Annotated in this window: 26 protein-coding genes; 13 read left to right on the top strand and 13 right to left on the bottom strand. The window is 67.9% G+C overall.

All coding sequences use genetic code 11. The features are described from left to right. The first annotated feature begins 104 nt into the window (after positions 1 to 104). Together rarD and IRG63_RS04850 are read left to right on the top strand one after the other, a co-directional pair. Positions 105 to 1,016, top strand: a complete 912-nt coding sequence (rarD, locus tag IRG63_RS04855) for an EamA family transporter RarD (protein ID WP_168626075.1) — start codon at positions 105 to 107, stop codon at positions 1,014 to 1,016. Positions 1,017 to 1,092: 76 nt separating this feature from the next. Beyond that, entirely contained in the window at positions 1,093 to 1,833 is a 741-nt protein-coding gene (locus IRG63_RS04850) for a DUF2510 domain-containing protein (RefSeq protein WP_168626074.1), read from the top strand. Here IRG63_RS04850 and IRG63_RS04845 read toward each other — a convergent pair whose 3' ends face one another. Next, on the bottom strand, positions 1,834 to 2,541 hold the full coding sequence (locus IRG63_RS04845; protein ID WP_193509364.1) for a hypothetical protein: 708 nt from the start codon (positions 2,539 to 2,541) through the stop codon (positions 1,834 to 1,836). A gap of 39 nt (positions 2,542 to 2,580) precedes the next feature. Further along, a complete protein-coding gene (locus IRG63_RS04840; RefSeq protein WP_193509363.1) occupies positions 2,581 to 5,646 on the bottom strand; it encodes an efflux RND transporter permease subunit in 3,066 nt (1,021 codons plus the stop codon). 108 nt (positions 5,647 to 5,754) lie between these two features. On the opposite strand from IRG63_RS04840, the gene IRG63_RS04835 reads away from it, so the two are divergent. Then, the gene (locus tag IRG63_RS04835; protein WP_193509362.1) at positions 5,755 to 6,393 is read left to right on the top strand and encodes a YitT family protein; all 639 of its coding nucleotides are present in this window, start codon (positions 5,755 to 5,757) and stop codon (positions 6,391 to 6,393) included. A gap of 3 nt (positions 6,394 to 6,396) precedes the next feature. Here IRG63_RS04835 and IRG63_RS04830 read toward each other — a convergent pair whose 3' ends face one another. Continuing rightward, entirely contained in the window at positions 6,397 to 7,170 is a 774-nt protein-coding gene (locus IRG63_RS04830; RefSeq protein WP_193509361.1) for a MerR family transcriptional regulator, read from the bottom strand. 160 nt (positions 7,171 to 7,330) lie between these two features. Here IRG63_RS04830 and IRG63_RS04825 point away from each other — a divergent pair, with 160 nt between their 5' ends. Both IRG63_RS04825 and IRG63_RS04820 read left to right on the top strand, forming a co-directional pair. Further along, positions 7,331 to 8,140, top strand: a complete 810-nt coding sequence (locus IRG63_RS04825; protein WP_168626071.1) for a DUF4097 family beta strand repeat-containing protein — start codon at positions 7,331 to 7,333, stop codon at positions 8,138 to 8,140. Further along, entirely contained in the window at positions 8,140 to 8,748 is a 609-nt protein-coding gene (locus tag IRG63_RS04820) for a PadR family transcriptional regulator (RefSeq protein WP_193509360.1), read from the top strand. The genes IRG63_RS04825 and IRG63_RS04820 overlap by 1 nt, the downstream gene beginning before the upstream one ends. Positions 8,749 to 8,850: 102 nt before the next feature. On the opposite strand, the gene IRG63_RS04815 is transcribed toward IRG63_RS04820, so the two are convergent. Beyond that, positions 8,851 to 9,483, bottom strand: coding sequence for a hypothetical protein (locus IRG63_RS04815; protein WP_168626069.1), 633 nt, complete (start codon positions 9,481 to 9,483; stop codon positions 8,851 to 8,853). Positions 9,484 to 9,563: 80 nt separating this feature from the next. On the opposite strand from IRG63_RS04815, the gene IRG63_RS04810 reads away from it, so the two are divergent. The 4 genes from IRG63_RS04810 (at position 9,564) to IRG63_RS04795 (ending at position 12,287) form a co-directional block, all read left to right on the top strand. Beyond that, positions 9,564 to 10,121 carry a hypothetical protein gene (locus IRG63_RS04810; RefSeq protein WP_168626068.1) on the top strand — a complete coding sequence of 186 codons (558 nt, stop codon included), beginning with the start codon at positions 9,564 to 9,566 and terminating at the stop codon, positions 10,119 to 10,121. A 32-nt stretch (positions 10,122 to 10,153) separates the two neighbouring features. Further along, complete coding sequence (locus tag IRG63_RS04805; RefSeq protein ID WP_168626067.1) at positions 10,154 to 10,534, top strand: CrcB family protein; 381 nt, start codon at positions 10,154 to 10,156, stop codon at positions 10,532 to 10,534. Then, entirely contained in the window at positions 10,531 to 10,875 is a 345-nt protein-coding gene (crcB, locus tag IRG63_RS04800; RefSeq protein ID WP_168626066.1) for a fluoride efflux transporter CrcB, read from the top strand. Before IRG63_RS04805 ends, crcB begins: the two co-directional genes overlap by 4 nt. A gap of 203 nt (positions 10,876 to 11,078) precedes the next feature. Beyond that, positions 11,079 to 12,287 carry a cysteine desulfurase-like protein gene (locus IRG63_RS04795; protein WP_193509359.1) on the top strand — a complete coding sequence of 403 codons (1,209 nt, stop codon included), beginning with the start codon at positions 11,079 to 11,081 and terminating at the stop codon, positions 12,285 to 12,287. A gap of 136 nt (positions 12,288 to 12,423) precedes the next feature. Here IRG63_RS04795 and IRG63_RS04790 read toward each other — a convergent pair whose 3' ends face one another. Then, a complete protein-coding gene (locus tag IRG63_RS04790; protein ID WP_168626064.1) occupies positions 12,424 to 13,518 on the bottom strand; it encodes an NAD(P)-binding domain-containing protein in 1,095 nt (364 codons plus the stop codon). A gap of 129 nt (positions 13,519 to 13,647) precedes the next feature. Here IRG63_RS04790 and IRG63_RS04785 point away from each other — a divergent pair, with 129 nt between their 5' ends. Beyond that, positions 13,648 to 13,830 (top strand): DUF3073 domain-containing protein, encoded by a 183-nt coding sequence (locus IRG63_RS04785; protein ID WP_168626063.1) that lies wholly within the window; start codon positions 13,648 to 13,650, stop codon positions 13,828 to 13,830. Between the two features lie 22 nt (positions 13,831 to 13,852). On the opposite strand, the gene purM is transcribed toward IRG63_RS04785, so the two are convergent. The 4 genes from purM to IRG63_RS04765 all read right to left on the bottom strand — a co-directional run bounded on the left by purM (position 13,853) and on the right by IRG63_RS04765 (position 17,388). Then, the gene (purM, locus tag IRG63_RS04780) at positions 13,853 to 14,947 is read right to left on the bottom strand and encodes a phosphoribosylformylglycinamidine cyclo-ligase (protein WP_193509358.1); all 1,095 of its coding nucleotides are present in this window, start codon (positions 14,945 to 14,947) and stop codon (positions 13,853 to 13,855) included. Further along, on the bottom strand, positions 14,944 to 16,479 hold the full coding sequence (gene purF / locus IRG63_RS04775; protein WP_168626865.1) for an amidophosphoribosyltransferase: 1,536 nt from the start codon (positions 16,477 to 16,479) through the stop codon (positions 14,944 to 14,946). Before purF ends, purM begins: the two co-directional genes overlap by 4 nt. Positions 16,480 to 16,527: 48 nt before the next feature. Further along, complete coding sequence (locus IRG63_RS04770; protein WP_193509357.1) at positions 16,528 to 16,911, bottom strand: hypothetical protein; 384 nt, start codon at positions 16,909 to 16,911, stop codon at positions 16,528 to 16,530. Positions 16,912 to 17,004: 93 nt separating this feature from the next. Beyond that, positions 17,005 to 17,388 carry a sterol carrier family protein gene (locus IRG63_RS04765; RefSeq protein ID WP_168626060.1) on the bottom strand — a complete coding sequence of 128 codons (384 nt, stop codon included), beginning with the start codon at positions 17,386 to 17,388 and terminating at the stop codon, positions 17,005 to 17,007. Positions 17,389 to 17,447: 59 nt separating this feature from the next. Here IRG63_RS04765 and purD point away from each other — a divergent pair, with 59 nt between their 5' ends. Further along, entirely contained in the window at positions 17,448 to 18,701 is a 1,254-nt protein-coding gene (gene purD / locus IRG63_RS04760) for a phosphoribosylamine--glycine ligase (protein WP_193509356.1), read from the top strand. A gap of 135 nt (positions 18,702 to 18,836) precedes the next feature. Here purD and IRG63_RS04755 read toward each other — a convergent pair whose 3' ends face one another. Together IRG63_RS04755 and IRG63_RS04750 are read right to left on the bottom strand one after the other, a co-directional pair. After that, positions 18,837 to 20,003, bottom strand: a complete 1,167-nt coding sequence (locus tag IRG63_RS04755) for an acyl-CoA dehydrogenase family protein (protein ID WP_227411722.1) — start codon at positions 20,001 to 20,003, stop codon at positions 18,837 to 18,839. Between the two features lie 20 nt (positions 20,004 to 20,023). Beyond that, positions 20,024 to 21,181 (bottom strand): CoA transferase, encoded by a 1,158-nt coding sequence (locus tag IRG63_RS04750; protein ID WP_193509354.1) that lies wholly within the window; start codon positions 21,179 to 21,181, stop codon positions 20,024 to 20,026. Positions 21,182 to 21,255: 74 nt separating this feature from the next. Between IRG63_RS04750 and IRG63_RS04745 the strand changes: the two genes are divergently transcribed. Together IRG63_RS04745 and IRG63_RS04740 are read left to right on the top strand one after the other, a co-directional pair. Then, entirely contained in the window at positions 21,256 to 22,110 is an 855-nt protein-coding gene (locus IRG63_RS04745) for a phosphoribosylaminoimidazolesuccinocarboxamide synthase (protein ID WP_370566180.1), read from the top strand. Between the two features lie 215 nt (positions 22,111 to 22,325). After that, complete coding sequence (locus IRG63_RS04740; RefSeq protein ID WP_168626055.1) at positions 22,326 to 23,201, top strand: VOC family protein; 876 nt, start codon at positions 22,326 to 22,328, stop codon at positions 23,199 to 23,201. 3 nt (positions 23,202 to 23,204) lie between these two features. Here the strand turns inward: IRG63_RS04740 and IRG63_RS04735 are convergent, their stop codons facing one another. Together IRG63_RS04735 and IRG63_RS04730 are read right to left on the bottom strand one after the other, a co-directional pair. Next, positions 23,205 to 24,674, bottom strand: coding sequence for a DHA2 family efflux MFS transporter permease subunit (locus IRG63_RS04735; protein WP_193509352.1), 1,470 nt, complete (start codon positions 24,672 to 24,674; stop codon positions 23,205 to 23,207). Between the two features lie 57 nt (positions 24,675 to 24,731). Beyond that, a complete protein-coding gene (locus IRG63_RS04730) occupies positions 24,732 to 25,163 on the bottom strand; it encodes an Lrp/AsnC family transcriptional regulator (protein WP_168626053.1) in 432 nt (143 codons plus the stop codon). Positions 25,164 to 25,245: the final 82 nt, after the last annotated feature.

The raw sequence follows: 25,245 nt of genomic DNA, 5'->3' as shown, positions 1-25,245 counted from the left end.
GATAGTGAAGTCTCTCTGGCGGTGAACCGAAGGCGCCTCGCGGCTTAGGTAAAGTTTGGGGTGCTGGGCTCACTGAATCTCTTGGGCTCGGGGAGAGGATGCGCGTGCTCGCGAGTGGCTCGCGGCGGCGTCTCGGAGTGGTCGCGTCCATCGCGTCCTCACTGATGTTCGTCGTCGTGTTCGTGACGTCGGCGTTCCTCGACTTCACCGGCAACGAACTCTTCGGCTGGCGAATCGCCTTCAGCGCGCTGCTGCTCGTCGGCTTCCTGACCTTCGCGCGGCGCTGGCGCGGAGTCGCGGTGCTGCTCCGCCGCATCCGGGATCGTCCGGTCATCGGGCTGGCCCTGCTGGTGACGGCCGCGATCCTGGGCGCCCAGCAGTGGCTGTTCACCTGGGCACCCGGCCAAGGTCGCGGGCTTCCGGTGGCGCTCGGGTACTTCATCCTGCCGATCGTGCTCGCGCTGGTCGGGCGCATCGTCTTCCGGGAGCGGCTCGGCCCGTGGCGCACTGCCGCGGTCATCGTCGCCGGTGCGGCGGTGACCTACCAGCTGTGGCTGGTCGGCGGGCTGTCCTGGGAGACTCTGCTCGTCGCCGGCACCTACCCGATCTACTTCGCGGTGCGCCGGCTCGCCGGCATCACCGGAAGCGCCGGGCTCACCGCCGAGATGGTGCTGATCCTGCCCGCGTCGACGATCCTGCTCGCCTTCGACGACCCGACCGCCTCGACGCTGCGCGATCCGCAATCGCTGCTCGAGGCGACCCTGTTCGGCATCTTCGCGTCTCTCGCACTGCTGTTCTACATCGCGGCGAGCCAGCTGCTGCCGATGGTCGTGTTCGGCCTGCTCAGCTACCTCGAGCCGGTGCTCATCGCCCTGGCGGCGGCACTCGTGCTGCGCGAACCGTTCGCACCGGCCGAATGGCCCACCTACATCGCCATCGGGGTTGCGCTCGTTCTGTTGGCGCTCGAGGGCATCCGGCGTCCGCATCCCCCGCGAGCCGAGGCGCCGCCTAGCTAACCCACTATTGGGGTGAGCATCCGGGGCGACCACGCCAATAGAGTCGGCGAGGCGAACCAGCACCCGAAGGATGGGCATGACCGAGTCGACGACCGCACTACCGCCCGCCGGCTGGTACCCGGACCCTGAGGGCGGCGACCGCAAGCGCTGGTGGGATGGGAGCGGCTGGACCGATCAGCTGCAGGCGCCGCCAGTGAGCGCGCCGCGGCCCCTGTGGGCGGACGACAGCTATGTGCCGCCGGAGGAGCCGGTGTCATTCACCATTCCCGAGGCCAAGCCGACGATCGAGCCCGAGCCGCAGCGCTGGCAGCGCGGTCCCGCCGTGCGCACGCCCATCGTCCCGGTCGCGGTGAAGAACACGCCGGCGGATGTCGGCTTCATCCTTGCCCTCGTGGGTGTCGTCATCAACCCGGCGGGGCTGCTGAGCCTCGCGGCGCTCATCCTCGGCTTCGTCGGGCTGCGCCGTTCCGGCTCGGCGAGACCTCCGGTCGGCAGAGGTCGATCGATCTGGGCGATCGTGCTCGGGGCTGTCGGGACGGTGCTTGGAATCCTCTCGGTCGTGTTGCTGGTGGCCTTGTTCGCCAACGTCAATGCTCGCGCGAGCGAGCAGGCTGCGCGGGAACTCTCCAACAATCTGAAAGTCTCCATCCTCACCGAGATGGTCAGCCACGGCATCGACGGTGACGTCGTCTGCCCGGAGCTGCCGCCGACCGAACCCGGCTCAACGTTCCAGTGCACGGCCGAGCACCTCGGCGAGACGCTGGTCTTCGACGTCGAAGTGCGGGAGAACGGCGAGGCGCTCTGGCAGTCGCGCTGATTACCAGGCGCCCGGCGGCGCCTTGATCACCGGCACGGGCGTGTAATGCCAGTGCGCCCCATTGTTGTAGTGGCCACTCGCCCACGGTGAGGCCCAGATGGCCCGTTCGGTCACGTCGGTGGGTGCGGATGCCGCGAACGCCTCGACGATGGGCCGGTAGCCGGGCAGCGAGTTGAGGGCCTCGACCGCGTTCTCGGCGGTGACCTGCAGATTCGGGTAGCTGCCGAGCCCGGAGCCGCCCCCTGAGCCCCATCCGTTATTCAACGGATTGTTGCGGTTCCACCAGCTGTCGATGTAGTTCTCCTGCCGCATCCAGCGGGTGATGACAGTGACGTTGTTCTCGGTCACCGGCCACCCGCCGATGTTCAGCACCAACTTCGCCCAGTCGTGGTTGGTGCCACCGGCGACGTAGGTGGCGTGCCCGGGCGTCACCGAATAGCCATCACGGACGACGCTCACCGGGACCAGGTCATCAGGAACCGTCAACGTCTGCGGTGGTTGCAGTTCCTCCGCAGTCGCGGCGCCATAGACGGCGTGGTTGTCGGATGGCGTCGCCGCGTACAGCGCGACCAAAGACAGCGCGATGGCCGCTGAGCCTATCGCGAGCACCGCCGACGCGTGGCGGGGCAGGCGGGGGACGCGCGGTCGGCGCGCTTCGGGCTCGCGTGAGGTCGTGGGCGCGGATGCCTCGGGTCGACGAAAGGGCACCGCGGGAACGTACGCGCCGCGTCTGAAAATGCGCTGTGTCTAGGCTGCGGCCACCTTCGCCTGGCGGCGCTCCAGCCGGCGCTCCTTTGCCCCCTCGACGAGGTAGTACAGCACCGGCAGCACCACGAGGGTGAGCAGCGTCGACGACACGAGACCGCCGATCACCACGATCGCGAGCGGCTGCGAGATGAAACCGCCCTCGCCGGTGAGCCCGATCGCCATCGGCAGCAGCGCGAAGATCGTGGCCAGCGCCGTCATCAGAATCGGCCGCAGGCGTCGAGCCGCGCCGTGCACGATCGCGTCGCCGACGCGCATGCCCCGCTCCCGGTACTGGTTGACCAGGTCGACGAGCACGATCGCGTTCGTCACCACGATGCCGATGAGCATGAGCACACCGATGAGGGACGGCACACCGAGCGGCACGCCGGAGGCGACCTGCAACAGCACACCGCCGGTCGCCGCGAACGGCACCGAGATGAGCAGCAGCAGCGGCTGCCGCAGGCTCTTGAACATCGCCACCATGACGACGTAGACGATCAGGATCGCCACCAGCAGCGCGATGCCCAGCTGTTGGAAGGCATCCGTCTGCTGCGCGGTGACGCCGCCGAGTTCGACGCTCGTTCCCGCGGGCAGGTCGAGGCCGTCCACTGCCTCCTGGATGACGGATGACGCAGTGCCGACATCGTCCAGCCCCGGAGTCACGGTGACGGTCGCTGCGCGAAGGCCCCGGATGGTGGTGATCGACGCTGGGCCGTCCGCCTGCTCGACGCTGGCCAGTTCGGACAGCGGCAGCGGACCGGCAGCGGTCGGGACCGCGAACGCCCGCAGCTGATCCAGCGTCGCCGGCGCGTTGCCGGTCGTGATGTAGATCGACATCGTCTTCTCGTCGATGACCGCGCTGCCTGCGGGCACCGGCTGCATCGCACCGGAGACCATCGCGCCGACCGCGAACTCGGTGAGACCGACCGACGCGGCCTTGGCGCGGTCGACCACCACGGCGATGTAGGGCTGCGTCTCGGAGAGGTTGCTGAACGCCTCGGCAGTGACGTCGAGGCCCTCGACGGCAGCGAGCACATCGTCGGCCGCGCTGCGCAGGTCGGTCTGGTTGTTGGCGGTGATGTCGATGTCGATGTCGGATGACGCGAAAGCCGACCCTTCCGACCCGAGGGTCACGTCCCCGACATCGCGGAGGCTCTCCAATTCATCGCGCACGGTCTCGCGCAGCGCGTCCTGGTCGGCGTCCGGGTCGGTGGTGATGGAGAAGGTGATGTCGTTGCCGCCACCGAATGCCGCTGCGAGGGAGCCGCCACCGGAGATCGAGAGCTGCACGGTGTCGACCCCTTCGATCGCCAGCAGCGTGTCCTCGACCTCGCCAGCCGCAGCATCCTGAGCCTCGAGGCTCGTTCCGCGGGGCAGCGACTGCAGCACGGTGATGGTGTTCTGCCCGCTGTTGCCGATGAAGTTGGTCTTCATGGTCGGAATCAGTGCGATGGTGCCGGCGAGCACGACCAGGGCGCCGATGAGCGTGACGGCGGGCATCCGGAGTGTCCACCGGATGACCGGCAGGTACATCCGCTGCAGCAGGGTGGGCCGGGCCAGCTCGTCCTCATCCGACAGCTTCACCTCGGCGCGCGGCTTCCGCGGCAGGAACCAGTAGGCGAGCACCGGCACGATCGTCAGGGCAACGAACAGCGACGCACCCAGCGCGAGCGTGACGGTGAACGCGAACGGGCGGAACAGTTCGCCGGTGATGTCGCCGACCAGCGCCAGCGGCAGGAACACCGCGACGGTGGTCACGGTCGACGCGGTGATGGCGGCGGCGACCTCCTTCACCGCGGTGAGGATGGCCTGCAGCTTGGGCTCGCCCAGTCCAAGGTGCCGCTTGATGTTCTCGATCACCACGATCGAGTCGTCGACCACACGACCGATCGCGATGGTCAGCGCGCCCAGCGTGATGATGTTGAGCGTGTAGCCGGATGCCTGCATGCCGATGAAGGCGATCAGCACCGAAACGGGGATTGAGATCGCGGTCACTAGCGTCGAACGGATCGACAGGAGGAAGACCAGGATGACGATGACCGCGAAGATGAGCCCGAGCACTCCCTCGGTGGCGAGCGACTCGATCGAGTCCTCGATGTACGGCGCCTGGTCGAACACGACCGTGAAGGTCGTGCCGGAGCCGAGGTCGGCGGCGAGCTGATCTAGCTGGTCGTTCACCGCGTGCGACACCGCAACGGTGTTGCCGTCCGGTGTCTTGGTGACGCCGATGGTCACCGCGGGTTCGCCGTTCACGCGCGAGATGCCAGTGACCGGGTTGTCGACCACGCTGACCGTCGAGACGTCGGCGATGGTGAGCGTGGTCGGCGCACCGACGATGGGGAGGGAGGAGAGGTCCGCGGCCGTTTGGATGCGCGCGCCTGCCTGCACCGTGAGGGTGCTGTCGCCCTCAGTGATGGAACCGGCCGGCAGCAGCACGCCGTTGGCGTCGAGTGCGTCGCGGATGGCTTGCGGGCTCAGTCCCGCTGCGGCGAGCGCTGCAGCATCCGGTTCGATGACGACGCGCTGACCGCGCGCGCCGAGCAGGCTTGCCTCGCGCACGCCGTCGATCTTCTGCAGCTCGGCGAGGGTCGAGGTCTCGATGAGGCTCGCGAGTTCTGCCTCGTCGAGGTCGCTCGTCACGGCGAGCTGGATGACCGGGAAGTCATCGAGGCTGCCGGTGACGATGCGCGGGTCGACGTCCTCGGGCAGGGTCGACTTGATGCGGTTGATCGCCAACTGCACCTTCTGCTCCGCGGACGGGATGTCGGTTCCGTAAGCGAATGACGCGGTGACGGTCGACGCGTTCGTTGTCGAGGTCGCGATGGTGCCCTCAAGCCCCTCGACGCCCTGGATGGCAGCCTCGATCGGCGAGCTGACATCCTCGTTGACCACTTCGGGCGCCGCTCCCGGATAGGTCGTGATGATGACCATCCGCGGCAGCGAAACCGAGGGGATCAACTCTTGCTTGAGCGAAGTCATTGCGAGGCCGCCGAAGACTGCCGCAACAACAGTCACGAGTGCGATGAGCGCACGGTTGCGCAGGCTGAACACGGCGAGTAGATGCACGGGACTCCAAAGAGCGAAGCAAGGGAATTCCAGTATTCCATCCGCGGTTGAACTCGAAGTTACGTCGCCGTTTTGGCGATCCCCCATTCGCAGGAGTTGGATTACCCCATGTCCCCCGGCCTCACCATGACCCGCCGCATCGCGCAACTCGCCGTGGGGCTGTTCCTTTACGGGATCGGCATCGCGCTCATGGTGCGCGCGCAGATCGGCATCGCACCGTGGGATGTGCTCACCCAGGGCATCCAGTTGCACACCGGGATCCCGTTCGGCGTGATCGTCATCGCGACGAGCGTCGTGGTGCTGCTGCTGTGGATCCCGCTGCGGCAGAAGCCGGGCATCGGCACGATCGCCAATGCGGTGCTCGTCGGCGTGTGGGCGGATGTCGGGCTCGCCTGGTTCGCGCCGGCACCGGACCTGTTCTGGAGCATCGTGATGCTGGCGGCGGGTCTCGTGACCATAGGCCTGGCCACCGGCATGTATATAGGAGCGCGCTTCGGCCCCGGCCCGCGCGATGGCCTCATGACGGGTCTGCACCGAGTGACCGGATGGCCGATCTGGGTCGTGCGCACCGGCATCGAAGTGGTGGTGCTGATCGTCGGCTGGCTCCTTGGCGGCAACGTCGGCGTCGGCACGCTGGCGTTCGCGCTGCTGATCGGGCCGCTCGCGGGCTTCTTCATGCCGCTGCTGCTCGTGCCGGCGGCTACGCCACGCGCATCCGCCGACACAGCAACCGGCGCCGTGCAGTAGGGGTTACAGGTTGCGGTCGGCGTAGACGCGCATGGTGTCGCGCACGAACGCTGCACCCTCCGGGCCGCCGTAGTTCGCCCCGAAGCGCTCATCAGCCACGTACATCTCGCCGAGCCCGGCGAAGTACTCCTTCGTCGGTCCGGCACCGCCGCCGCCCGGGGTTCCCGGGATGCCGCGCAACCAGTCGAAGTGCCGCTGCGCGACCGCCTGGGCCTCGTCGCTGTCCGGCGTCACGCCGGACTTCCAGGTCGCGATCCATGCCGCGCCGAGCTCCTCGGCGCGCCGTTTCCAGTCACGCTTCTCGTGATCGGTCTGCGAGCGCCACCATGCGTCGCTCTTCGCGTAGGCATCCTTGCCCCACTTCCGGACGACCTCGTCCTTGTACTGGGTGTGGTCGAAGCCGTCGAACATCTCCTCTGCCATCAGTTGTCCACCTCCTTTCAGTTTCTCGATGGTCGTCTCAACCGCGCCGATCTGGCGGTTGAGCCGTTCTTGCTCCCTGCGCAACCACTCGAGGTGGGTGACGAGGGCCTCCACGTTGTCGCTGCGCCCATCCAGCACGCGGGCGATTTCTGGCAGACCCAGCCCGAGTTCACGGAGGAGCAGGATGCGCTGCAGTCTCGTGAGCGCATCCGCGTCGTAGTAGCGGTAGCCGTTCCCGCCGATCCGGGTCGGTCGCAGCAGGCCGATGTCGTCGTAGTGCCGCAGCGTCCGACTGGTGGTGCCGGCCAGCCGGGCGATGTCCTGGATGGACCAGTCGAGTACCTTCACGTCCATGTCTTCACGCTAAACGTTGACGCTGCGTCAAGGTCAAGGGGTTCAGGAACTTCAAACGCGATATAGCTTGACAGCGTACGAGACGCGATATAGCGTGACTTCCACACAACGCGATATAACTCGAGGCTCCGGCAATCGGATGCGAAGGAAGGCGACAACGATGGCAACAGAGAAGTGGCTGATCGAAGGCGAGAAGGTCATCGACTTCGAGAGCGTCCGCAAGCTGAAGGTGGGCCTCATCGGCGGCCAGATCGACATCGTCGGCCACGACGAGCCGAGCGCTCGCGTCGAAGTGCACTCGGTGCACGGCAAACCACTGCGCGTCGAGATTGTCGGCGATACCCTCGAAGTGGACCACGCGCAGCGCAACTGGGACGACTTCGTCAGTGTGTTCAAGGCGTTCCGCGGCAACTCAAGCGTGCATGTGAGCATCATGGTCCCGCGCGACATCGCCCTGAACTTCGGCGTCGTGTCGGCGGGAGCGCTCATCAGCGGCCTCACCGAGGACGCGCGCATCAGCACCGTGAGCGGCGAGGTAGTCGTCGACAACGTCTACGGCGACCTGGAACTGAACTCCGTCAGCGGCGAGATCTCGGTGCGCGGCCACTACGGCAACATCAGCGCAAAGTCGGTCAGCGGCGACCTGACGGCAAGTGGCGAGATCATGAAGCTCTCGTCGAACGGCGTGTCAGGGGACGTCTTCCTCGATGTCAGCGGCGTCCCGGACTCCGTGCGCGCGAAGAGCGTGTCGGGCAACGTCACCCTCCGCCTGGAGGCGGGTGTGCCCGCGCAGTACAAGATCAACACCATTTCCGGGAAACTGCAGCTCGACGACTCGGAGATCGCCGGCATCCGCGGCACCTACACCGGCAAGTACGGCACGCTCGACGGTCGCTGGCTCGAGTTCAGCGCATCGACGGTCAGCGGCGATGTCGCGGTCATCCACTCGAACGAAGCCGGAGGCCAGTGATGACTCCCCCAGTCTTTGCCCACGGCGCTCTGCGCCTGTACATCCTGAGCCTGCTCGAATCTGGTCCGATGCACGGCTACGAGATCATCCAGGCGATCGAGGACCGCTTCGGCGGCACCTACACGCCGAGCGCCGGCACGATCTACCCGCGGCTGGCCAAGCTCGAGGAGGAGGGCCTCGTCTCCAAGGTTCCGGATGGCCGGAAGACCGACTATTCGATCACGGATGCGGGGCGCGCCGAGCTCGAGTCACGACGGCACGAGCTCGACGACATCGAGAGCGAGGTCACCGACTCCGTTCGCCGGCTCGCCGATGAGGTGCGCTCCAGCGTGAACGAGGCGATGAAGAGCCTGCGCGCGGACCTCGCCGCGGCCGCTCGGGAAGCGCGCACCGAGGCACGCGCATCCGGGAAGACGACGGATGCGCGCATCAAGGAGACCCAGCTGGGCGCGCGCGGCGCGCTGCGGGATGCGGAGCTCGCGTTGAACGAGTTCCGGCACAACGTGCGCACGGACCTGCGGCAGCGTGCGGTGCGCGGGGAGCTCGGCGACGACCTGGTGCGCGACCTCAAAGCGCGGCTGGATCAGATCCGCGCGGACCTGTTCTAGTTCGCCGTGCGCGGGTGTTTCCGCCGTGCGCGGGTGTTGCAACACCCGCGCACGGATGGAAGACCCGCGCGAGGGTCTCGGCAGGCTCGACCAGCGAAGGGGCTATCGGAACCCCACCGGCAGGTAGAGGTCCTGCACCCGGTCGTTCAGCGCGGTGTGGTCATTGCGCGTGAAGATGCCACACGCATCCTCGCGGCAGTCGACACCCTCGCCGACGGGGTCGCCGACCTCGAGGTAGGCGGTGAAGGCACCATCGGCCGCGTTGTCGTAGCTGCGGGCACCGAACAGCTTCCACGCCCAGTCGTCGTTGATCCAGTTCGAGGGCGCCCACTGCACGGTGCCCTCTGCGACGTCCTGCTGCTCCTGATCCGGGATGCCGCCGAGGCACGGTCCTGGCTTCTCATCCGGTTCTGGGATCTTGCAGATCGCGACGTAGATGCCCTGGCGCGCGTCGAATCCGCTGCCGGTGACGACGAGGCGGTCCCCAGGCGCAATGGCGGCCGTGTCGACCTCGCCGCTTTCCGCTTCGACGCTCAGCGTTCGCTTGCGGCCGTCATCCCCCGTCGCTTCTACCGCGGTCGGCCATTCGCCGTCCTGCGGGGTAACCTGACCGCTCGAACCTTGCGGCTGATGGGTGACAATCGGCACGACAACGACCGCGGCGAGCACCAGGATCAGGGCGGCGATACCGGCGACGACCCACACCCAGACGCGTCGTCGCTTCTTCTCTGCCACGCCCAAAGTCTAGGCTCCAGGCCCTTGTCCGACGGGCCTGCGAACGGCTACCGTCGAGCGGACCTGAGGAAACCGAGGACATGATGCGCACTCTAGGTCTCGTCACCGCTGCCGCCTTGCTCACCGTGGGGCTCGCCGCCTGCACTGAAACCGGTGATGGTCCCGACCTCCCGCCCGCGGCATCCGTTCCCGCGGACGACGATCAGGGCACCCGCCCCGTCGACGACGAGTGCGGCGGCATCACCGGGGCTGACATCGAGTCGATCGTCGGCCACGATCTGGGCGAGGGCGAACCGGACTCCGGCACCGTCACGGTCAACGACCTCACCTACTCCACCACCGGATGCGATTGGGAGGACGACGACTGGGAGATCGACCTCGACCTCTCGTATGCGGAGCACTTCGACGACGACACGGTGCAGTGCGTCGAGCCGCTCGGCATCGGCGGCGAAGTGACCCCGGTGGAGGGCCTCGGGAACGAGGCGTGGTGGGTGCACGATGACGACGATGATGCCGAGGGCGAGCTGTTCGTGTGCTCCGACCTGGCGATGGTCGGAGTCAAGATCGAGGCACCGGCTGACCAGCGCGACGCCCTGCAGGGCTACGCGGAGGAGATCGCCCGCATCGTCGTCGGCTGAGACATCAACCGCGGCGCGCATAGCATTGGCGCGTGCCCCTGACCCTGCTCGCCGTGTTCCTCGGCGGGGTCGTCGGCACTGGGGCGCGGATGGCGGCAGACTGGCTCATCCCTGGCACGGGGATCGCGACGCTTGTGGTCAACGGGGTCGGGTCCTTCGCGCTCGGGGTGCTGGTGTCGTCCCTCTGGCGGCGAGCGCCGCACTGGCTGCGCGCCGGGCTCGGGGTCGGCGTGCTCGGCTCGTTCACGACGTACTCCACCGTCGCGCTGGCCGGCATCCGCTTCGCCGACGCCGGGGATCCGGCGACCGCCGTTCTTTATCTCGCCGCCAACCTGCTGCTGGGCCTCGCCGCTGCCTGGCTCGGCCTGCGCATCGGTGGGCGGCCGACCCCGATCGACTGGCGCGACGAATGATCGCCCTGGTGCTGCTGGCCGGCGGCGTCGGCGCGGTGCTCCGGTATCTCGTCTCGGCGCTCATGGCGAGGAGGTCGCAAGCGAATAGCTTCCCCTGGGCGGTTCTCGCCGTCAACGTCGTCGGCTCAGCCGTAGCCGGCGTCGTGCTCGGCCTGCATCCGGATGCCGAGCAGATCCTGCTCACCGGTTTCTGCGCGGCGCTGACAACCTACAGCACGTTCAGTGTCGAGACCGTGCAACTGCTGCTCGCTGGCCGCGTACGACCCGCGGTCCTCAGCGTCGCTGCCAACGTCGTGCTTGGGATCGGCGCGGCCGCACTCGGGTATCTGGTCGTGCGCTGAGACCGGGTCGGATTGGCCATTGACTCCCGGCGCGGCCGGAGCACCATCCTGAAGGCGCTGGATTACGCGATCGCGGCTGCGGCACAAGCTCGTGCTCGTGCTCGTGCTCGTGCACGATGTGACGGTTGCGCTCGGTCATCCGGAAACCGCTCCCCCCGGCGACGCGGCGGCGGCGCTGACAGCGAGATCGCTAGGTTGATCGTGTGACCCAGTACGACGTCGCCTCCGTGCGCTCCGACTTCCCCGCTCTCGCATCCGGTTCGGCCCACTTCGACGGCCCCGGCGGCACCCAGACCCCCAGGCAGGTGATCGACGCGATGGCGGCAACCCTCGGCGCTCCGCTCTCCAACGAAGGGGACACAACGCAGGGCGAACGCAACGCCGCAGCGGCGGTCGCATCCGGCCGGCAGGCGATCGCGGACCTCGTCGGCGGCGACCCTGGCGGCGTCGTCTTCGGACGCAGCGCAACCCAGCTGGCGTACGACTTCTCCCGGATGCTGTCCCGCACCTGGTCAGCGGGCGACGAGGTCATCGTCACGCGCCTCGACCACGACTCGAACGTGCGCCCGTGGGTGCAGGCGGCCGAGCAGGTCGGTGCGACCGTGCGCTGGCTCGACTTCGACCCCGCCACCTCGGAGCTCGACGACATCGGCACGGTGCTCTCCGACCGCACCCGGCTGGTGGCGGTCACCGCGGCATCCAACCTCATCGGCACCAAGCCGCCGGTCGCCGCCATCGCCCGCGCTGCCCATGCTGTCGGCGCTCTCGTCTACGTCGACGGCGTTCACTACACGGCGCACGAGTCGGTCGACATGGCAGCGCTCGGCGCCGACTTTTACGCGTGCTCACCGTACAAGTTCCTCGGACCGCACCTCGGTGCGCTCACCGCATCCCCCGAGCTGCTCGACACGCTCATGCCGGACAAGCTGCTGCCGGCCACCAACGAGGTGCCTGCGCGGTTCGAATTCGGCACGCTCCCGTACGAGCTGTTGGCTGCCGTCGCGGCGGCGGTCGACTACCTCGCCGACCTCGGCGTGGCCGGACCGCGGCCGGGAGCCCGGCGGGACCGCCTGGTCGACTCATTCCACCGCCTGGACGCACACGAGCAGGAGCTGCTCGGCACTCTCGAGCGCGGCATCGCGGAACTGCCAGGCGTCACGGTGCACTCCCGCGCAGCCGACCGCACGCCGACCCTGCTGATGACGTTCGACGGACGGGATGCCGCGGACGCCTACCGCTTCCTCGCCCAGCGCGGCGTGGATGCTCCCGCGTCGAACTTCTACGCGCTGGAGGCGTCGCGGCGGTTGGGTCTGGGCGACGCCGGGGGTCTGCGCGCCGGACTTGCACCGTACACGGACGAGTCGGACATCGAGCGCCTGCTCGACGGGCTGCGGGAGTTCATGACGGCCTGACCCGGGCCGGCCCCGGCTCACAACCCCCTGTTATGCAGGACTTTCCGACCTGCCGGCGCCTCTGCATAGGCATCCGGGCCCATCCGGAGCAGAATCTCCTGCACAACAGGGAATGTCCTGCACAACGGGAGGCAGGTCAGAGGTTGGACAGCAGCGCCACGACCTGGCGGGCGATCTGCCGTCCGGCCCGGTTGGCCCCGATCGTGCTCGCCTGGGGGCCGTAGCCGGCGAAGAAGATCCGCGGATCCTTCCAGGAGGATCCCCCGCCAACGGTGACCCCACCGGCCTTCTCGCGCAGCTTCAGCGGCGACAGGTGCCGCAGCTCGGGACGGAACCCGGTCGCCCACAGGATCGCATCCACCTTCTGGAAGCTGCCGTCCTCGAACCGCACGCCCTCCGGTTCGATCGCGGTGAACATCGGCCGCTCCTTGAGCAGACCGCGGGTGATCGCCGACTGGATGCGTCTGGTCCGCGGAACACCGGTGCCACTCACGATGCTGGGCAGCGCGCGCCCGGACCGGGCCGCCTCGTCCTGTTGCGCAACCGCCGATGCCCCGGCTTCGAGACTGAGCTCCACCTCGTCGAGGAACTCCACCGGTCGGCGGGTCACCCAGGTCAGCTCACCGGCCACGTTCTCCAGTTCGATCAGGAAGCCGATCGCCGAGGTGCCGCCACCGACGACCGCGACGCTCTGACCCCGGAAGTTCTCGGCGGACTCGTAGTCGGTCGTGTGCACCAGGCGACCCTCGAACTTGTCGAGCCCCGGGTACCACGGGATGAAGGGCGACCCCCACGTCCCGGTCGCGTTGACCACGACATCCGTCACCACCTCGCCGAGCTGCCCGCCGGCGTCGTACGCGACGACCAGCTCGGTGCCGCGATTGAAGACCGCGTTGACGGATGCCGGGCGCACCACGGCGAGCTCGTAATAGTCCTCGTACTGCCGGTAGTAGTCGGCGACGACCGACTTCGCCGGCTGCTGGCGGTCGGCCGTCTCGAAGGACAGGCCGAGCGCATCCATGCCGGGCAGGTCGTTGATGCGGTGCGCCGAGCCGATGCGCAACGCCTCCCAGCGGTGCTGCCATGCCCCGCCGGTTCCCGGCCCGCGATCGAGCACGACGAACTCCACGCCGGGCCCAAGACCGAGCCGTTTCAGGTAGTAGGAGACGGACAGTCCTGCCTGCCCAGCACCGATCACGACAACGGATGTCCTGGCCGGAATTGGGGGCATAACATTACGTTACCCGTCCGTGACCGACGGGGATTTCCCTAATGGCCGCATGCTAAAGTTGGAAGTTAGTTTTGGAGAGACTTTCTGAGCTTCAGCGTGCTCAGCCTGTAATCATGAGGGGGTCACCCAATGGGACGTGGTCGCCAGAAGGCCAAGCACACCAAAGTGGCGCGTGAGCTGAAGTACTTCAGCCCCGAGACGAACTACGACGCGCTCGAGCGCGAACTCGCAGGGCAGAGCGGCGAGGCCGACAAGTGGGCCGATTACGCCACCGAAGACGAGTACACGTCGGAGCAGAACAAGGGCGCCTGACGCCTAACCCCTGATCACGTTCTCAGCTGTAGCTGCCGACCAGCCGCACGGCTCCCCCGTCGACACCCTTGGCGCCCTGCTCGAAGCCCGTGAGGTCGCGCGCACTCGTCGACACTTCGCCGACCACCCAGCCGGGGATGCCCTGGCCGTCGAGTTCGGCGATGACCTGATCGACGGCATCCGGGCTCGCGATCGCGAACATTCCGATGCCGAGGTTCCAGGTTCCCTCGGCGCTCGCAAGCGTGGAACCTGCCCAATCCGACAGCACCTGGAACACCGGATGCGGCGTCCAGGTCGAGCGGTCGACCTCCACCCAGGAACCGACCGGCAGCACGCGCGCGAGGTTGGCGGCGATGCCGCCGCCCGTGACGTGACTGAGCGCGTGCACCGACCCGCCTGCGGTGCCATCCAGCAGCCGAGAGAGCGCTCCGGTGTACAGGCGCGTGGGCTCGAGGAGCACCTCGCCGACGACACCGCCGAGGTCGTCGGACGTGTCCGAGTAGCCGATACCGCGCTGCTTCAGGATGTGCCGCACGAGCGAGTAGCCGTTCGAATGCAGCCCGGAGGACTCGAGCGCGATCACGACGTCGCCGTCGCGCACCCGTTCCGCGCCGAGCACGGCATCCGCTTCCACCGCGCCGACAGCCGCGCCGGCGACGTCGTAGTCGTCGGGGCCGAGCAGGCCAGGGTGCTCCGCGGTCTCCCCGCCGACCAGCGCGGTGCCGGTGGCGGCGCAGGCATCCGCGATCCCGGCGACGATCTGCGCGATCCGGGTGGGGACGACCTTGCCGCACGCGATGTAGTCGGTCATGAACAGCGGCTTCGCGCCGACCACGATGATGTCATCGACGACCATGCCTACCAAGTCCTGGCCGATGGTGTCGTGCTTGTCGAGGGCCTGGGCGATCGCGACCTTGGTACCGACACCGTCGGTCGAAGTGGCGAGCAGCGGATGCCGGAACGAGCGCAGCGCGGAGACGTCGAACAGCCCGGCGAACCCGCCGACACCGCCGAGCACCTGCGGCCCGTGGGTGCGGGCGATGGATGCCTTCATCAATTCGACCGCGAGGTCGCCAGCATGCGTGTCGACGCCGGCCTCGGCGTAGGCGTCGCTCACGGGCCCTCCTGACGGCCGGGGTCGCCGTAGACCAGTCCGGAGAGGTCGGCGTCGGGACTGGGGTCGAGTCCGTTGGAGTGGTCGAGCATGTTCTTTCCAAGCAGGTTGGAGTCCGGGATCGGGATCGGATACTTGCCGGTGAAGCACGCGGTGCAGAGGCTCTCACGCGGCTGCTGGGTCGCTCCGATCATCCCGTCCTCCGACAGGTAGCCAAGGCTGTCGGCGCCGATGGCCTGCCGCACCTCGTCCACGCCGAGCCCGGTCGCGAGCAGTTCGGCCCTGGTCGCGAAGTCGATGCCGTAGAAGCACGGCCAGGTGATCGGCGGACTCGAGATGCGCACATGCACCTCCGCCGCGCCGGCCTCGCGCAGCATCGCCACGAGCGCACGCTGAGTGTTCCCGCGCACGATCGAGTCGTCCACGACGATCAGGCGCTTGCCCTTGATGACTTCCTTGAGAGGGTTCAGCTTGAGCTTGATGCCGCGCTGTCTGATGGTCTGGGATGGCTGGATGAAAGTGCGTCCGACGTACGCGTTCTTCACAAGACCCTGCCCGTAGGGGATGCCTGAGCCTTCCGCGTACCCGATCGCGGCCGGCGTGCCGGATTCCGGGGTGGGGATGACGAGGTCCGCTTCCACCGGGTGCTCGCGCGCGAGCTGACGGCCCATCTCGACGCGGGACTCGTAGACACCGCGCCCGGCGATGGTGGTGTCTGGACGGGCCAGGTAGACGTACTCGAACACGCATCCGGCGCGCTGGGTCTCGGCGAACCGTTTCGAGCGCAGCCCGTTCTCGTCGATCACGATCAGCTCACCCGGTTCGACCTCGCGAACGAAGCTCGCGCCGACGATGTCGAGCGCCGCGGTCTCGCTTGCGACCACCCAGCCGCGTTCGAGCCGGCCGAGCACGAGCGGGCGGACGCCCTGAGGGTCGCGTGCGGCGTACAGGGTGGTCTCGTCCATGAAAACCAGGCAGTACGCGCCGCGCAGTCGCGGCAGCACCTCGAGCGCGGTGGCCTCGAGCGTGTGGTCGAGGTCGCCGGCGAGCAGCGCCGTGACCACCGCGGTGTCGGTGGTGTTGCCGCGCGCCAGTTCTCCGTCGATCTCCGGATGCCGCTCGTGCACGAGCTGCAACAGCTCGGCGGTGTTGGTGAGATTGCCGTTGTGGCCGAGCGCGACGGTTCCGCTGACGGTGCGGCCGAGGGTCGGCTGGGCGTTTCGCCAGCTCGAGGATCCGGTCGTTGAGTAGCGGGTGTGGCCGATCGCGAGATGCCCGGTCAGCGTGTTGAGCGAGCTCTCGTTGAACACCTGAGAGACCAGGCCCATGTCCTTGTAGACGAGGATTTTGGTGCCATCGCTCGAGGCGATGCCGGCCGACTCCTGGCCGCGATGCTGCAGCGCGTAGAGGCCGAAGTAGCTGAGCTTGGCGACTTCCTCACCGGGCGCCCACACTCCGAAGACACCGCAGGCATCCTGTGGGCCCTTCTCCCCGGGGAGAAGGTCGTGACTCAGTCGGCCATCGCCACCGGCCAATGCGGGTCCCACTTTCGTTTGGTGCTTGAGTGCGTGCGCAGCACAAGTTTATCGGGCGGAGCTTGTGCCGCTCCCGTCCGCCTCCGGACTTGGGTTTTCGTTGGCCGGGGCGGCCTGCGGTTCGTCGGCGACGGCTTCCGGACGAACCTCGAGGTGTCGTGCCGTGGCCGTGCCCGCGCGCTTGGAGGCGCGCCGATCGAGGATGAGCGCGACAATCGCACCGACAGCGACGCCGATCGGAATGCCGTAGAGGCTGAAGAATCCGACGGTCGCGGTGTAGCCGATCTCCTTGTCCGCGGGGAACAGCGACACCAGGAGCAGGGTCACGATGAGGCCGAGGGCGCCGCCGGCGACGAGGAACACGGGGACCTTGGGCGCCCGGCGGATGGTCACCGGCGTCGGCGTCTCCTGCTCATGCTTGTCGTCGCTCACGTCCCCATTCTCCCCCATGGTCGGTCGTGCGTATCCCCGCGAGGGGTCAGGAAAGGGCCTTGCCTGTGCCGGGGAGGGGCCGCTTACGACCCCTCAGGTGACCGGGTTGGTGTCCCAGTCCAGCGGCAGCTGCTCGGCGACGGTGGATGCGCGGGAACCGGATGCCGATACCGCGCCCTCCGCGAGCGCGGAGTCCCACGCCAGCGAACCGGTCGCGAGCGCGATCCAGGTGGACGGGTCGGTCTCGACGACGTTCGGCGGGGTGCCGCGCGTGTGGCCGGGGCCCTCGATGCACTGGATTGCGCCGTACGGTGGCACGCGCACTTCAACCGAGTTCCCCGGTGCGCGGTCGGCGAGCAGCTGCAGCAGGTAGCGCACCGCCATCGCCGTCGCGTCGCGGTCGCCGCCCGCGCCTTCTTCGCGTACCTTGCGGATCGACGCCTCGCCGACGATCGCGACGATTCTGCCTTTCGTCATCCCTCAACGCTAGACGCGCGCCCCGACAGTCGCCAGAGCGTGCCGGGTAACCTGTCAGGGTGCGAATCCTCGTCATCGGCTCCGGCGCGCGCGAGCATGCCATCATCACCTCCCTCGTCAGCGAGGAAGCGGACCACGAGCTCATCGCGGCCCCCGGCAACGCCGGCATCGCCGCGGTGGTGCCCGTGATCGCGCTCGACACGACGAATGCGGCGGTCGTCGCCGACTTCGCCTTCGACAATGACATCGAGTTAGTGGTGATCGGTCCGGAGGCTCCGCTGGTCGCTGGCGTTGCCGACGCCATCCGTCAGCGCGGCATCGCCGTGTTCGGGCCGGGCAAGGCGGCGGCCGAGCTGGAGGGCAGCAAGGCGTTCGCCAAGCGCATCATGGATGCCGCGGGGGTGCCGACCGGACGTGCGGCGAGATCCGGAACCCTCGAGGAGGCGGTTGCCGCGCTCGACGAGTTCGGCGCACCCTACGTCGTGAAGGCCGACGGGCTCGCGGCGGGCAAGGGTGTGCTGGTCACCGAGGACCGCGAGGCCGCTGTCGCACATGCCGAGTACTGGCTCGGGCACGGACCAGTGCTGGTGGAAGAGTTCCTCGCCGGCCAGGAGGTCTCGCTGTTCGTGCTGTCCGACGGACACAACGTGCTGCCGCTCGCACCCGCGCAGGACTACAAGCGCCTGCTCGACGACGACCGCGGGCCGAACACCGGCGGCATGGGCGCGTACTCGCCGTTGCCGTGGCTGCCGGATGGTTTCGTCGACGAGATCGTGGAGACGGTCGCGCTGCCGACGGTGCGTCAGCTCGCCGAGGAGCAGACACCGTTCATCGGACTGCTCTACTGCGGCCTCATCGTGACCGATGCGGGCGTGCGCGTAATCGAGTTCAATGCGCGCTTCGGCGATCCGGAGACCCAGGTGGTGCTGCCCCGCCTGGTCACGCCGCTCAGCGAACTGTTGTTCGCGGCAGCGACCGGAAGGCTGGGTTCTATGCCGCTGCCCGAGTTCTCGGACGACGTCGCGGTGAGCGTTGTGCTCGCCAGCGAGGGGTATCCGGAGGGCGCCCCGACCGGACGCGCGATCACCGGCATCGAGACGGCAGAGGCGATCCACGGCGTGCACGTGCTGCACGCCGCGACCTCCCTCGTTGATGACACGCTCATCGCCATCGGCGGGCGCGTGTTGAACGTTGTCGCCCTCGGCAGCGACTTCACCGAGGCTCGCTCGCGCGCGTATCTGGCACTCGACGCGATCGAACTGGAGGGCGGCCAGTACCGCACCGACATCGCATCCCGCGTCGCCGACGAATAGCAGCTGGCGCCCAGTTGCCCACTTCGGCCCCACTTTCGGGCCGGAAATGGGGCGAAAGTGGGCAACTCGCGGCGCGAGGGGTCGAAAAGAGGCCCTCCTGGCGCCCGGGAAGGGCCGTTACCGACCCCTCCGGAACTAGCGGTAGGACGCGATGCCGGTGAGGGCTCGGCCGATCACGAGCGTGTGGATCTCGTCGGTGCCCTCGTAGGTCGCGACCGCCTCGAGGTTCGCCATGTGGCGCATGACCGGGAACTCGTCGGTGATGCCGTCCCCGCCGAGGATGGAGCGGGCCGTGCGCGCAATCTTCTGGGCCTCGCGAACGTTGTTGAGCTTGCCAACGCTGATCTGCTCGATCGAGAGGGTGCCCGCATCCTTGCGGCGGCCGAGCTGCAGCGCGAGCAGCAGACCCTTCTCGTACTCGAGGAACATGTCGGCGAGCTTCTTCTGCACCAACTGGGTCCCACCGATCGGCTTTCCGAACGCCTCACGCACCGTCGAGCGGTCGATCGCCGCCTCCAGGCAGCTGCGCGCTGCCCCCATGACTCCCCACGCGATGCCGTACCGCGCCTCGTTCAGGCATCCGAACGGACCGGACAGGCCACGCGCATCCGGCAGCATCGCCGTCGACGGCAGCCGCACCTCATCGAAGAACACGTCGCACTGCACCGAGGCGCGCATCGAGAGCTTGCCGCCGATCGGCTCCGCCCGGAAGCCGGGGGTGTCGGTCGGCACGACGAAGCCGCGCACGCCGTCGTCGGTCGCCGCCCAGACGATCGCGACATCAGCTTCGCTCGCGAGTCCGATCCAGCGCTTGGCGCCGGTGAGCACCCAGTCGTCGCCGTCGCGCCGCGCATGGGTCTGCATCGACGCTGGATCGCTGCCGGATGCCGGTTCGGTCAGCGCGAAGCATCCGATCAGGGTGCCCGCGGCCATGCCCGGCAGCCACTGCTGCTTCTGCTCGTCGGAGCCGAACTTCGAGATCGCCGACATCGCGAGCGATCCCTGCACCGAGACGAGGGTGCGCCAAGCGCTGTCCGCCGCCTCGAGCTCCAGGCAGACCAGGCCGTAGCTGACGGCGCTGGCGCCAGCCGCGCCGTAACCGGTCAGGTGCATCCCCAGGAAGCCAGCCGCACCGAGCTCCGCCACCAATTCCTTGCGGAAGAGGCGATCCTCGAAGTCGGCATCGATAACCGGCTCGATGCGCTCGCGCGCGAACGTGCGCGCCCTCTGCTGCCAGGCCAGCTCCTCCTCGTTCAGCATGAGCTCGAGACCGAGGAGGTGGTCGGTGGTCAGGTCAGCCATATCGGCCCCAATCATTGTTGTCATTTCGGGAGGTCGGCGCGCCAGTCGGCATCCGGATGCCCGCCAAGAGTCGGCGGCGGACGGTGGTAGCCCGTCGGCGTGACGGAGAACGTCAGAGGGTTGGCGACCTGTCGAACGGTGGCGCCGGTGGTTTCGTCGGTCAGCTCGATCACGTTGCCGAGGCCCAGCTCGCCGGCGAGCGCGAACGCCTCCGCGATGGTGTTGACGCGACCGGCCGGGACGCGGGCGGCGGTGAGCAGTGACACCCAGTCGTCTGCGGGCCGGCCGGCCAGCCCACGCTCGAGCTGTTCGCGCAGCGGGCCGCGATTGGCGACGCGTGACGCGTTGTCGGCGAACCGCGGGTCGTCGGCGAGCGCCGGGCTGCCCAGCACGGTGACGAGGTCACGGAATTGCCGGTCGTTGCCGACGGCGACCGCAATGGGGACGTCTGCGGTGTGCAGCGTCTCGTACGGTGCGATGCTCGGGTGGGCGTTGCCCATCCGCTGCGGCGAGACGCCGGTCGCGATGGTGCTGCTCGCCTGGTTCACGAGCCCGGCCAGCAGCGATGACAGCAGGTTCACCTCGACCCGCTGGCCCCCGCCGGTGCGCTCTGCGTGACGCAGCGCCGCGAGTATCCCGGCACTCGCGTTCAGCCCGGTGAGCACGTCGACGAGTGCGACTCCGGCCTTGGTCGGCTCGCCATCCGCTTCTCCGGTGATGCTCATTAGGCCGCCGACCGCCTGCACCAGCAGGTCGTAGCCGGGCAGCTCAGCGCCGGCACCGGCACCGAAGCCGGTGATCGACGCGTAGACAAGTCGCGGGTTTTGGGCGCGCAGGGTGTCGTAGCCGAGGCCGAACGACTCCATGGTGCCCGGCCGGAAGTTCTCCACCACGATGTCGGCGCCCACCGCGAGCTCGAGCGCGCGCTGCCGCCCGTCGTCGCTGCGCAGGTCGCAGACGACCGACCGCTTGTTGCGGTTCACGCTCGCGAAATAGGTGCCGGTGCCCGACCCGTCGACCGGCGGCACCCAGTGGCGGGTGTCATCGCCCGCCGGCGATTCGATCTTGATGACGTCCGCCCCCAGGTCGGCGAGCATCATGGTCGCGTACGGCCCGGCCAGCACGCGCGAGAAGTCGGCCACCCGCACACCGGCCAGCGGCCCCTCAACTCCTGTCACCCCTCCATCATTTCAGTACGCCGGATGCCCGGTTTGCGGCGTCATGTCTCACCGCCTGCGTGAATAATGAGGTGGTGGCTCAGGAACTGGACGGCTGGACGCTCGCCTACTCGGGCAAGGTGCGCGACTTGTACGAGTCGCCCGACGCATCCGGCCTGCTGATGGTTGCCAGTGACCGTGTGAGCGCGTTCGATCACGTGCTCGAGCCGGGCATTCCCGACAAGGGCTCCTTGCTGACGACGCTCAGCCTGTGGTGGTTCGAACGGCTCGACCTGCCGAACCACGTCATCTCTTCGACCGCCGTCAGCGCGGGCGGGCAGGTTCCGGATGCCGTGGCGGGTCGCGCCATGGTCGTGAAGCGTCTCGAGATGTACCCGATCGAGTGTGTAGTGCGCGGGTACCTGTCCGGCAGCGGCTGGGTAGAGTACTCACGCAGCCAGAGCGTGTGCGGTGTCCCATTGCCGGCGGGGTTGAACGACGGTGATCGCCTGCCGGAGCCGATCTACACCCCGGCCTGGAAGGCTCCACTCGGCCTGCATGACGAGAACATCACCTACGAGCGCACTGTCGAGCTGGTCGGCGAGAAGGTGGCCTCCCGGCTGCGCGACCTGTCCCTTTCGACGTTTGCTTTCAGCTCCGGGATCGCCGCGGATCGCGGGCTGATTCTCGCCGACACCAAGTTCGAGTTCGGCGACGACAACGGCACGGTGACGCTCGCCGATGAGGTGCTGACCTCCGACAGCAGCCGGTACTGGGACCTTGCGGCCTGGCAGCGCGGCGAGCGCGGCGTGAGCTTCGACAAGCAGGTCGTGCGGGATTGGCTCAAGGCGAACTGGGATCAGCACGGTGAGCCGCCGCGGCTGCCGGATGACGTCGTGCGGCTGACCGCGGACCGGTACCGCGAGCTGATCACGCGCTTGACCGCGTAACAGGCCGCTCTGCGGGTGTGTGGCGGAGGAGTCATCAGCGCGCTGTTTCGGCGGACCGCGGGTGTCCGGACACACGCGCCAGGTGCGCCGGGCGCGGATGTCCGCAACGGGCGCGTTATCCGTTCCCGGCGGTCGAGCCTGTCGAGACCCGGGAATGCTCTGGCCATCGCGTGCGTTGTCCCGTACGATAGTTGAACGTTCAAGGAAGTGAGCCCATGACTACAACAGCACCGGACATCCTCTCCGCGGGCACCGCTATGGGTGCGGTGACCCTCAAGGTTGCGAACCTCGACCGCATGATCGCCTACTACCAACTCGGTGTCGGCCTCGACCTCCTGGCTCAGGACGGCGACAGCGCCGTGCTCGGTCGGCCCGGCCGGCCGTCGCTCGTGCTGCAGTACGCGCCCGAGCTCAAGCACGCGTCCGAGACCGCTGCCGGCCTCTTCCACACGGCCTTCGTGTTCGACAACAAGAGCGACCTCGCGGCATCCGTGTACTCGGTGGCCCGCAGGTACCCGCAGACCTTCACCGGGTCATCCGACCACTTCGTGAGCAACGCCTTCTACTTCGACGACCCCGAGGGCAACGGCGTCGAGCTGTACTGGGACACCGACCCGTCGACCTGGCAGTGGAACAACGGCTCCATCCACATGGGGACCGTCTTCCTCGACCCGAACCGCTTCCTGCAGGAGAACCTCACCGAGCAGGGCATCGCTCAGGCGACCAGCGAGGGTGACGCGTACGTCGGCCACGTGCACCTGAAGGTCGGCGACATCCCCACAGCCAAGCAGTTCTATGTCGACACGGTCGGCTTCGAAATCACCATCGAGTACGGCACGCAGGCCCTGTTCGTCAGCGCGGGCGGCTATCACCACCACCTCGGCATGAACACCTGGCACTCCTCTGGTGCTGGCACACGCACCCCCGCGCTCGGCCTCGGCGAGGTGTCCATCTCGGTCCCCACGAAGGATGACCTCGGCGCCCTCAGCGACCGTCTCGGCGCGCGCGGCGTGCAGTTCAAGGACGACGGCAACGAGGTGCGCTTCGACGACCCGTGGGCGAACCTGGTGCGCGTCACGGCCGACGCCTGACGCTCAGCGCCGGACGTTCAACCCCTCGTCCCAAGCGATGGTCTGCACGGGTTTCGCGAAGAACAACACGACGATCGCGCCGACGAACGACGCGAACGCTGGCAGGAGAATCGCCTGCGACATGGCCGCGCTGAATCCGGCGTGGAGGGCGGCCGGTAACGCTTCGCCGGCCGCCAGGTCGACGGATGCGCCGGGCAGCTCTACCGACAACCGATAGCTGATGATGGCTGCGATCGACGCGCTGCCGAGCACCGCTCCGACCTGGCGCATGGTGTTATAGACCCCGGATCCTGCGCCAGCGCGGTGCTGCGGGAGGTTGCGGGTGGCGGTCGTCGACAGCGGCGACCAGATGAACGCGTTCGCGACGCCGAGCAGCGCGCTGGGCAGCAGCAGGGGCAGCACTTCGGCATCCGGGCGCATCAGCAGTGAATAGGCGACCAGCGCCAGCCCCATCAAGGTCGCGCCGAAGAACGCCAGGTTGCGGGGGTTCACCCGGTCGGCGAGGCGTCCGCCGATGGGAGCGAGCGCGCCGGAGATCACCGCCATCGGCACGATCATGAGCGCGGACTGGGTCGGGGTGTAGCCGAGCACGAGCTGGAAGTAGAAGATCAGCGGCAGCGACATGGTCGTCACCGAGAGCCCTGTCACCGAGATGGCGACGCTCGCCAGCGAGAAGTTGCGGTCGCGGAACAGGCTGAGCGGCAGCAGCGGCTCGCCCTTGTTGACCGCTTGCCACACCACGAAGATCGCGAGCACGACGATTCCCGAGACGATCAGACCCCACACCGTGATCGGGCCGACGATCGTGCCCCAGTCGTAGGTCGCACCCTCCTGCAGCCCGAAGACCAGCAGGAACATCCCGAGCGCGCTGAGCACGACGCCGATGATGTCGAACCGGTGCTGGTGGGTGGGCAATCGCGGGACGAACCGGATCGCGAGCAGGAACGCCACGATGCCGACCGGCACGTTGATGAAGAAGATCCACTCCCAGCCGAGGCTGTCGACCAGGATGCCGCCGAGCATCGGTCCGACGAGCGTGGCGATGCCAGCGACAGCGCCCCACAGGCCCATCGCGACCCCGCGCCGATCGGGCGGGAAGATCCGGGTGATGATCGCCATGGTCTGCGGCGTCATCAGCGCCGCCCCCAGGCCCTGGAACACACGCGCGGCGATGAGCATCCCGATCGAACCGGACAGCCCGCACCACACCGAGGCCAGCGTGAACACCACCAGCCCGGCCAGGTAGAGACGCTTCGGGCCGAATCGGTCGCCGAGCCTGCCGGTGATGAGCAGCGGCACCGCGTACGCGAGGAGGTACGCGCTCGTCACCCAGATCACCGAGTTGATGTCGGTGCCGAGGCTCGTCATGATGCTCGGGTTCGCGACCGACACGATCGTGGTGTCGACCAGAATCATGAAGAATCCGATGACCAGCGCCCACAGGGCCGGCCACGGACGGAGTGAACTGTCCATCGCTTCCGCGAATCTACGTTGTGATCCTGCGATCGCCAAACCGCTCGATCGAACGGCTCAGCGCAGCATCGAACTGAGCAGGATGCTCGTCTCGCTGTTGAGCACCCCTTCAACAGAACGGATGTCGCCGAGCAGGTGATCGAAGTCCTGCAGGCTGCTGACGCGCAGCTCCGCGACCAGGTCCCAGCCTCCGTTTGTGGAGTACAGTGCGTGCACTTCAGGCAGGCCGCGCAGCTCATGGATGACCGCGTTCGTCGACCGGCCCTCGACCGAGATGAGCGAGATGGCGCGGAGCTGGTCGACCTCCGCCTCCTCGCGAACCCGCACCGTGAAGCCGAGGACGACACCGGAATCGACGAGCCGGTCGATGCGGCTGGTCACCGTCGCCCGGCTGACTCCCAGCCGCTTGGCGAGGGTCGTCACCGGTTCCCGACCGTCGGCGCGGAGCGCGGAAATCAGCTGCCGGTCGAGATCGTCGAGTTGTGCCATGCACCCGAGGTTACAGGATGCCTATTCACGCTTACCAGAGTGATTCTTCAGTGTGCGGTTTGCTGGCTGCTTGCTCATTGCT

This window comes from Cryobacterium sp. BB736 (genome assembly GCF_014980265.1).
Classification (GTDB): domain Bacteria; phylum Actinomycetota; class Actinomycetes; order Actinomycetales; family Microbacteriaceae; genus Terrimesophilobacter.
The sequence above is the reverse complement of the archived record's forward strand: the minus strand, read 5'-3'. Positions and strand labels throughout refer to the sequence as shown.

Coding starts and splice junctions, on each gene's coding strand:
- IRG63_RS04850 (WP_168626074.1), top strand. CDS start 1,093: ATGACCGAGTCGACGACCGCACTACCGCCCGCCGGCTGGTACCCGGAC.
- IRG63_RS04835 (WP_193509362.1), top strand. CDS start 5,755: ATGTCCCCCGGCCTCACCATGACCCGCCGCATCGCGCAACTCGCCGTG.
- IRG63_RS04830 (WP_193509361.1), bottom strand. CDS start 7,170: ATGGACGTGAAGGTACTCGACTGGTCCATCCAGGACATCGCCCGGCTG.
- IRG63_RS04825 (WP_168626071.1), top strand. CDS start 7,331: ATGGCAACAGAGAAGTGGCTGATCGAAGGCGAGAAGGTCATCGACTTC.
- IRG63_RS04820 (WP_193509360.1), top strand. CDS start 8,140: ATGACTCCCCCAGTCTTTGCCCACGGCGCTCTGCGCCTGTACATCCTG.
- IRG63_RS04810 (WP_168626068.1), top strand. CDS start 9,564: ATGATGCGCACTCTAGGTCTCGTCACCGCTGCCGCCTTGCTCACCGTG.
- crcB (WP_168626066.1), top strand. CDS start 10,531: ATGATCGCCCTGGTGCTGCTGGCCGGCGGCGTCGGCGCGGTGCTCCGG.
- IRG63_RS04790 (WP_168626064.1), bottom strand. CDS start 13,518: ATGCCCCCAATTCCGGCCAGGACATCCGTTGTCGTGATCGGTGCTGGG.
- IRG63_RS04785 (WP_168626063.1), top strand. CDS start 13,648: ATGGGACGTGGTCGCCAGAAGGCCAAGCACACCAAAGTGGCGCGTGAG.
- IRG63_RS04765 (WP_168626060.1), bottom strand. CDS start 17,388: ATGACGAAAGGCAGAATCGTCGCGATCGTCGGCGAGGCGTCGATCCGC.
- IRG63_RS04755 (WP_227411722.1), bottom strand. CDS start 20,003: ATGGCTGACCTGACCACCGACCACCTCCTCGGTCTCGAGCTCATGCTG.
- IRG63_RS04740 (WP_168626055.1), top strand. CDS start 22,326: ATGACTACAACAGCACCGGACATCCTCTCCGCGGGCACCGCTATGGGT.
- IRG63_RS04735 (WP_193509352.1), bottom strand. CDS start 24,674: ATGGACAGTTCACTCCGTCCGTGGCCGGCCCTGTGGGCGCTGGTCATC.
- IRG63_RS04730 (WP_168626053.1), bottom strand. CDS start 25,163: ATGGCACAACTCGACGATCTCGACCGGCAGCTGATTTCCGCGCTCCGC.